Source organism: Microcystis sp. M49636_WE2 (assembly GCF_030065375.1).
Classification (GTDB): domain Bacteria; phylum Cyanobacteriota; class Cyanobacteriia; order Cyanobacteriales; family Microcystaceae; genus Microcystis; species Microcystis aeruginosa_C.
Genome location: NZ_JASJFG010001081.1, coordinates 1 through 7,297, shown reverse-complemented (window position 1 = coordinate 7,297; position 7,297 = coordinate 1). Strand labels below are relative to the sequence as shown.

4 protein-coding genes are annotated in these 7,297 nt (G+C 46.6%); 3 read left to right on the top strand and 1 reads right to left on the bottom strand.

Annotated features, from left to right (window positions below):
- The 3 genes from ylqF to PX484_RS25090 form a co-directional block, all read left to right on the top strand.
- The coding region (gene ylqF / locus PX484_RS25100; protein WP_288106112.1) for a ribosome biogenesis GTPase YlqF at window positions 1–759 on the top strand (759 nt) is incomplete at its 5' end.
- Window positions 760–1,556: 797 nt separating this feature from the next.
- Window positions 1,557–4,400, top strand: a complete 2,844-nt coding sequence (locus PX484_RS25095; protein ID WP_149978307.1) for a HEAT repeat domain-containing protein — start codon at window positions 1,557–1,559, stop codon at window positions 4,398–4,400.
- Window positions 4,401–4,520: 120 nt separating this feature from the next.
- Entirely contained in the window at window positions 4,521–6,005 is a 1,485-nt protein-coding gene (locus tag PX484_RS25090; RefSeq protein WP_287764896.1) for a glutamate synthase subunit beta, read from the top strand.
- Window positions 6,006–6,380: 375 nt separating this feature from the next.
- Here PX484_RS25090 and rpaA read toward each other — a convergent pair whose 3' ends face one another.
- Window positions 6,381–7,121, bottom strand: a complete 741-nt coding sequence (rpaA, locus tag PX484_RS25085; RefSeq protein ID WP_002798623.1) for a two component system response regulator RpaA — start codon at window positions 7,119–7,121, stop codon at window positions 6,381–6,383.
- Window positions 7,122–7,297 lie beyond the last annotated feature (176 nt).

Below are 7,297 nucleotides of genomic sequence, written 5' to 3'. Positions count from 1 at the left end.
GTCTTAGAAGTGCGCGATGCTCGCATTCCCTTAGCTTCCCATCATCCGCAGGTGGACGATTGGATTGGCAATAAACCGCGCTTGTTAATCTTAAATCGTCTCGATATGATTCCCGAATCTGCCCAGCAACAATGGGTAACATGGTTTAAAAGTCAAGGAGAAACCGTCTATTTTACTAACGCTAAACAGGGAGAAAGAGTTAAAGCAATTATCAAAGCGGCGGAAAAAATTGGCGATGAAATTAACCAAAAACGTCAAATAAGAGGAATGTTACCGCGTCCAGTGCGCGCCGTGGTGATCGGGTTTCCCAATGTGGGCAAATCTGCCCTGATTAACCGTTTATTAGGGCGAAAAGTCGTCGCCAGCGCCCGCAGGGCCGGAGTAACGCGACAATTACAATGGGTACGAATTTCCGACACCTTAGAATTATTAGACGCGCCGGGGGTGATTCCTTCCCGTTTAGAAAATCAAAAGGATGCGGTGAAATTAGCTATCTGTGAGGATATTGGGGATGCTGGTTATGATAACCAAAGGATAGCGGCGGCTTTTGTCGATTTATTAATAGAATTACAGTATGAAGGACTTTTACAATCTCGTTATGGGTTGAATACTCTAGACATGACCGGGGAAGATTTTATCGAAAAATTGGCCAATCTCAAATATCAAGAGGATAAAGAAAGGGCAGCCATGCAGTTACTCAATGATTTTCGGAAGGGAATAATCGGGGCTATCCCCTTAGAATTGCCCCCTTCCTCTTGAAATAGCCTGTTTTTAACTCAATTAGGTCAATAGTCGCCGCTAATAGACCGGTTAATTCCCGAATTGGTCAAAATTACCGCCTGTTAGTCCACTGAGTTTCAGATAAGATTAAAGAAATCGGTAAAGTTGCGAGGATCGATCGAACTGTGAAGGAAGATAGGGAATAAACGACAGAGATAAAAAGTAACCGTTCAGGGGGGTTTCATAGCAAATCCGTTTTTGATAGTGGGAAGTGGGATTAACTGGGAATCCAACTGTAAAAACCCAGTTATGGATTGTTTCCCCCCGCTCCCCTATACCTTTTAAACAGGATTTTGTATTACTAGGGTTTGCCAATCTGGGTTTTAAATGACTTGTGAAACAGCTGCAATACAAGCAAAACACATTTATATATAGACATACCGAGTTGGGTTAGACCAAAAAATATACGAGAAAATATTTACTGAAGATTAGACATCTCCAAGAGCGACAACCCAATCACGGCTCGCCTTGACACCTTGTACTAACAAAGTAGTTTAATGGCTAAAATCTATGTCTTTCGCTACTATCATTTCTCTGCCTAGAGTCCTAGAAGAGCGATATAGTTCTTCTCGTTGTGCCAGCAAGTTTGAGGGAGCCTTTATCTTTTCGTTGATTTTAACAAATATCTATTAATTATTGTTAAGTATTAGAGATTTAAAAAAATTATAACGATAGAATGGGTTCGAGGCTTAGATGGGCTGTAGAGCAGGGTAGTTATTTATTTAAAGACTTAAGAATGCAGTCTTTTTGTCTGATCTTGGTTGGGATGTAAAATCATGAATAAACATCTCCGTTATTCACCGTTGACAGGGCTAAGTGCCACGTTGTTGAGCCTAGTTTCCCTCTTAAATCCTTCCGGTAGTGCTGGGGCTGTTACCTGTACCCCGGAACAAATAAATTCTCCAGAAGTTAAATCTAAAATTGAACAGATCAAGACTAAAACCTTGTCACAACAGTTACAAATAGTTAATCAATGGAGTAAAGACTTATATCCCCTGAGCGATTGGGAAGGAAAACGACAGGAGCCGATCTTCTGTTCGGTAATTGCCGCGGTTCAAGAATCGACCGTACCCTTAGAAGTCAGGAAAAATGCCGCTTATGTTTTGAGGGGCATCGGCACAGGGGCAGAAGATGCCATACTCCCACTAAAAGAGCTGCTGCTCGATCCCTCTCAACCCCCCGAAATGCGTAAAAGTGTCATTTGGGCGTTGCGAGGTATTGGGGCAGCCCCCGTAGTCCATGAACTGGTACAGGTGCTAAAAAACCCAGATAATAACGATGAACTGCGGGGATTAGCGATAGAAACCCTCTTGAGTTTTACCGATAAAAATGTACCTAAAAATGCGGGTGTGATTCCGATACTCGAAGCTATCCTGAAACAAGATACCAATAGTCATCTGCGCGCCAGTGCGGCCAAAGCTTTAGGACAAATTGTCACACCAGACCTAGCTTTAGTAGAACTTTTTGATCAAGCTTTAGGTGACCCCTCTTGGGTTGTCCGCAAAGAAGCCGCCGATGCTTTAGGCAGAATCGCCCAAAATAGCCAAGATAGCGGGATTCGTAAAGCTCTTCAAGAGACTATCCCCAGACTTCGCACGGCTTTAGACGACCAAAATTATACCCTACGCTCCTATGTCGTTTCCGCTTTAGGACAGATCGGGGGCAATGATCGCGAAACCCTAACTAAACTGCATGACATCCTAGAAAACGATCCTAATCCGTTAGTCAGAGGTGATGCTGCCGCCGCTTTGGGGATACTAATAGCACAAAAAGATACTTTTGATTTCAACGGCGATCAAAAAACCCTCGAAAGTCTGATCAAAGCTTTGGATGAAGAACAGCCCAAAGCTGCTCAAGCGATAGCGGCGATCGCTCAGAGTTTTCCCGATCAGGCCCGGAACAACAAAATCGATGTTAAGAAAGCGAGCGATTCTTTGAATGAAGCCTTGGCAGCCCTGAAAGAGAAGCAGTCTCTTTATGAACAGGAGATTAGAAAAACCGAGCAACAGCTAGAGATTCTCAGAATGATCCAAGCAGAACAGTTTATCCTACACGATATACTCAAAAATCCCTGGGCATGGGCCGTGGTGATTGTACTGAGTTCCTGCGGTGGAATGTTCTGGTTAAAACCACTCTGGTTATTGAAACTCGATGAAGGTTTGTTAGGGGCATTGGAAACCTCAGCAAAGATTAGCAATCCGCTCGTTTCCGCGATCGGTTCTGTAACGGTGACTTTTTTACGTTTACTCTCTCCCCTCAAATATCATGGACGAGTTTTAGATGCCTGGGTCGGGGTTCACATCAAATCGGTACAAGAAGCCTTTCAACAAAAAGATACGGTAGAAAAACGGCTGGTTCACGTTCCCAGTCCGGTCATTTTGAATGACCGGACGACCATCGCCCAACTCACCCCCAAACACCTGCAAACTACCTTTGCCACACGAAAACACCTGTTGATTTGGGGTGAAGGCGGTTCAGGCAAAACCAGTCTTGCCTGTCAGATTGCCCAATGGGCGATGTCCGAGGACGAAAACGAGCGAATCCTTAAACATCGAATGTTACCGGTACTGATCGAAGACGATCTCGATCCCGATCACGATAAATGTCCCTTTACCGATGCGATTCTGGGACAACTCAACGACGAGTTAGGACAAGATACTGAACCCATTTCGGCCAAACTTCTGGAACAACTGCTCAGAAAACAACGCATCCTCGTTATTGTCGATCATCTCTCGGAAATGAGCGCCGAAACCCGCGAACTCATCCGCCCGGAAATGCCCGATTGTCCTGCCAACGCTTTGTTAATTACCTCCCGCACGCGGGAAGTACTTGGTCACGTCGTCAAAACTACCATTCAACCCCTACGGATTGAAGGTAATCACCTATCATCCTTCATGGATGCTTATCTGAGGGAACGAGGCAAACGAGAACTCTTTCCCGATCCCGAATTCTTCGATGCCTGTCGTCACCTATCTCAGATCGTCGATCGCGGCAATATCACCCTCCTCTTGGCGAAACTTTATGCCGAACAAATGATCGCCTCTAAAGTGGAATCAGCCCAAACTCTGACCGCTTCCTTGCCCGATAACGTCCCCGATTTAATGCTTCACTATGTTAACGAACTGAATCGAGATGTCCACAAAGATAAACTAGAAGATCGCATAGTACAGAAAACAGCGAAAATTGTGGCTTGGGAATGCTTGAAAAGTACCTATAAGCCGAACACCGCCGCAATTGAAGATATTTTGCTGGCTTTGGCCGATAATACCGCAGAAATTCGCCTAAAATATCTGGAACAACGCCTACATCTTATCCAAATCGTCGGACCTGCCCAAGATCGTCTCCGTTTCGCTCTCGATCCCATCGCTGAATATTTAGCGGCTTTGCACCTGCTCGACCTCTATCGGGATAATGATAGTCAATGGTGGGAATGGCTAAAACACCTAGACACCACACCCAAAGGTTTTTTAATCGCCCTGCGCGATTGTTGTCAGGTAAAAGGCCAAGAAGCCAAAGTTCCTGACTTTGTCCTCGAAAAACTAGCTCCTATCAATGGAAAAACCGTTAATGTACCCGAATTTTTACCTAGCTCAATCGGTAATCCCCTAGTCTTATCCTAGCCAAGAGCATCTCTCCTTTGCCCCACCCTCCCAGATTTTATTAAAGAAATCGGTAAAGTTGCGGGGATCGATCGAACCCTGAAGGAAGATAGGGAATAAACGACAGAGACAAAAAAGACTATGGGCAAACCGACTGGCTTTATCGAATTCCTGCGTGAACTTCCTTCCGAACTTACCCCCCTCGATCGCCTTCATAATTGGGATGAGTTTCATCTTCCCATGCCAGAAGATAAACTCCGCAATCAGGCAGCCCGTTGTATGGATTGTGGTACACCATTTTGTCACACGGGAACCCTAATTAGTGGCATGGCCAGTGGTTGCCCGATTAATAACCTGATTCCCGAATGGAATGATTTAATCTATCGAGGATTGTGGCGAGAAGCCCTCGATCGCCTCCATAAAACCAATAATTTCCCCGAATTTACCGGTAGAGTCTGCCCCGCCCCCTGTGAGGGTTCCTGTGTTCTCGGTATTCATAATCCCCCCGTTACGATCAAAAATATTGAATGTTCGATTATTGACAAAGGTTGGGAATCCGGTTGGATTACTGCCAATCCCCCCGCCATCCGTACCGGCAAAAAAGTGGCCGTGATCGGTTCTGGACCTGCTGGATTAGCAGCCGCCGACCAGTTAAATAAAGCCGGTCACTGGGTGACAGTTTATGAACGGGCCGATCGCCCCGGGGGACTATTAATGTACGGTATCCCCAACATGAAGTTAGATAAGGAAGAAGTGGTTCTGCGTCGTCTCCAGATGCTGGAACAGGAAGGGGTAAAAATGGTCTGTAACACGGAAGTGGGCAAGGATATCAGCAGCCAAGACCTATTAAACGAATACGATGCCGTGGTTATCTGTACCGGGGCCACCAAACCCCGGGATTTAAACATCGAAGGTCGCCAATTAAAGGGCATTCACTTCGCCATGGAGTTTCTCACCGCTAATACAAAGGCACTATTAGACGGACAGCCGGGGGAGGATTTTATCTCGGCCGCGGGTAAAGACGTGGTAATTATCGGCGGTGGTGACACGGGAACCGACTGTGTGGGGACTTCCCTGCGTCATAACTGCCGTAGCGTCACCCAATTAGAAATTATGCCGCAACCGCCCCGAGAACGGGCCGCCGATAATCCCTGGCCCGAATGGCCGAAAACCTACCGTCTGGACTATGGACAAGAGGAAGCAGCCGCGCGTTTTGGTGATGACCCCCGGGTTTATACCACCACGGCGACTAAATTCGAGGGGGATAGCGAGGGTAACGTCACAGGGATCCACACGGTACAGGTGGAATGGCAACGCAACGAAAAAGGGCAGTTTATCCCCCAACCGGTAGCAGGAACAGAAAAAGTCATCCCGACGCAATTAGTTCTATTGGCCATGGGATTTTTGGGACCAGAACAGCCTTTACTCGATGATTTAGGCTTAGAAAAGGATGCCCGCAGCAATATCAAGGCCGAACACGGTCAATTTGCCACTAGCTTACCGAAAGTGTTCGCCGCAGGGGATTGTCGTCGTGGTCAAAGTTTGGTAGTTTGGGCGATTAATGAAGGTCGCGGGGCCGCCAGGGAATGCGATCGCTTTTTGATGGGGGCGACGGATTTACCTTAGACCAGTAGTTAGGACTTGCGGCAAAAAGTTTTTTGTGGGGGCAGGGTGTGGGGTGTGGGGTGTAGGGTTTTACCGATTTTCAGGGAAAAAGTCCCTGAATTTTCCCCCCGATCACTCCCAGATGCGGTACTTTTTGATTTCTAAAAGGTCTAAAAGTCTTACCCAACAAGGTTTTTAGATTTATTCAGCCAGCCATAGTTACTCCCGCCATTGTCCTGACTTGCTGGGGGTGTTTTCCCCTGGTTATAGTCAGGGCCAAAAAGAGGCCTCAGCCATAGCCATCAAAACCGAACCGCCGGTCAAACCTTCTCAATCTGAAGAGGAGGAGCGAGGAAACAATTGTCCCTATTGCCTATCTAGACAATTGCTCCCTGTTTAAACCGTTGCCGCCGATGAATCAAGCACCACCTGTTCATTGGTGGGTAACTCCAGACAATAACCCGCACCGTAAACGGTTTTAATATAGCGAGGGTGGCGGGGATCGGGTTCTAGTTTCGTTCTCAGATGGCGAATATGAACGCGAATAGTCTCGATATCATCATCGGGATCGTATCCCCAGACCTCCTTGAGAATATCACTAGGGGAAACGGTTTGACCGTGACGTTGGAGAAGACAGTGGAGTAACTCGAATTCTAGATGGGTTAACTTGACCACACTTTCAAACCAGACCGCCTCAAAACGTTCGGGAACCAGGGTTAAAGGTCCAAAACTGAGTATTTCTGAGTGTTTAGCGGCTTGGGGAATGCGATCGGTGCGTCTGAGGAGAGCGCGTACCCTAGCTAACATTTCCTCCACCTCGAAAGGTTTGGTCAGGTAATCATCGGCACCGGCGTTAAAACCTTCCACTTTATCTTGGGTTTGTCCCAAGGCTGTGAGCATCAAAATCGGGATGTCGGACGTGCGTTCATCTCGTCGCAAACGCTGACAGACGGTAAAACCATCGACTTTGGGCAGCATTAAATCCAGCATGATTAAATCGGGTTGTAACTGGACGGCCAAGGCCTGGCCTTTAATCCCGTCCTCTGCGGGATTAACGTCATAACCCGCCATCTCCAAGTTGATGGAGACTAATTCCGCGATTGCAGGATCATCATCGATTACAAGTATTCGGGGCATTACCAGAGTGTTATGACTAACGGTTTGGGTAGGGAGTTGCTAAATGTGTTCTCGCTGACATCGCAACTAGGGCTTTGTCTCTCAAGGGCTTGAGTTTAGCACAACATAAAGAATCCTGTACTGATTATAAGCATGATTGCTAAATTCGGTTTTAATTTGTGAAATTTTGCTGATAT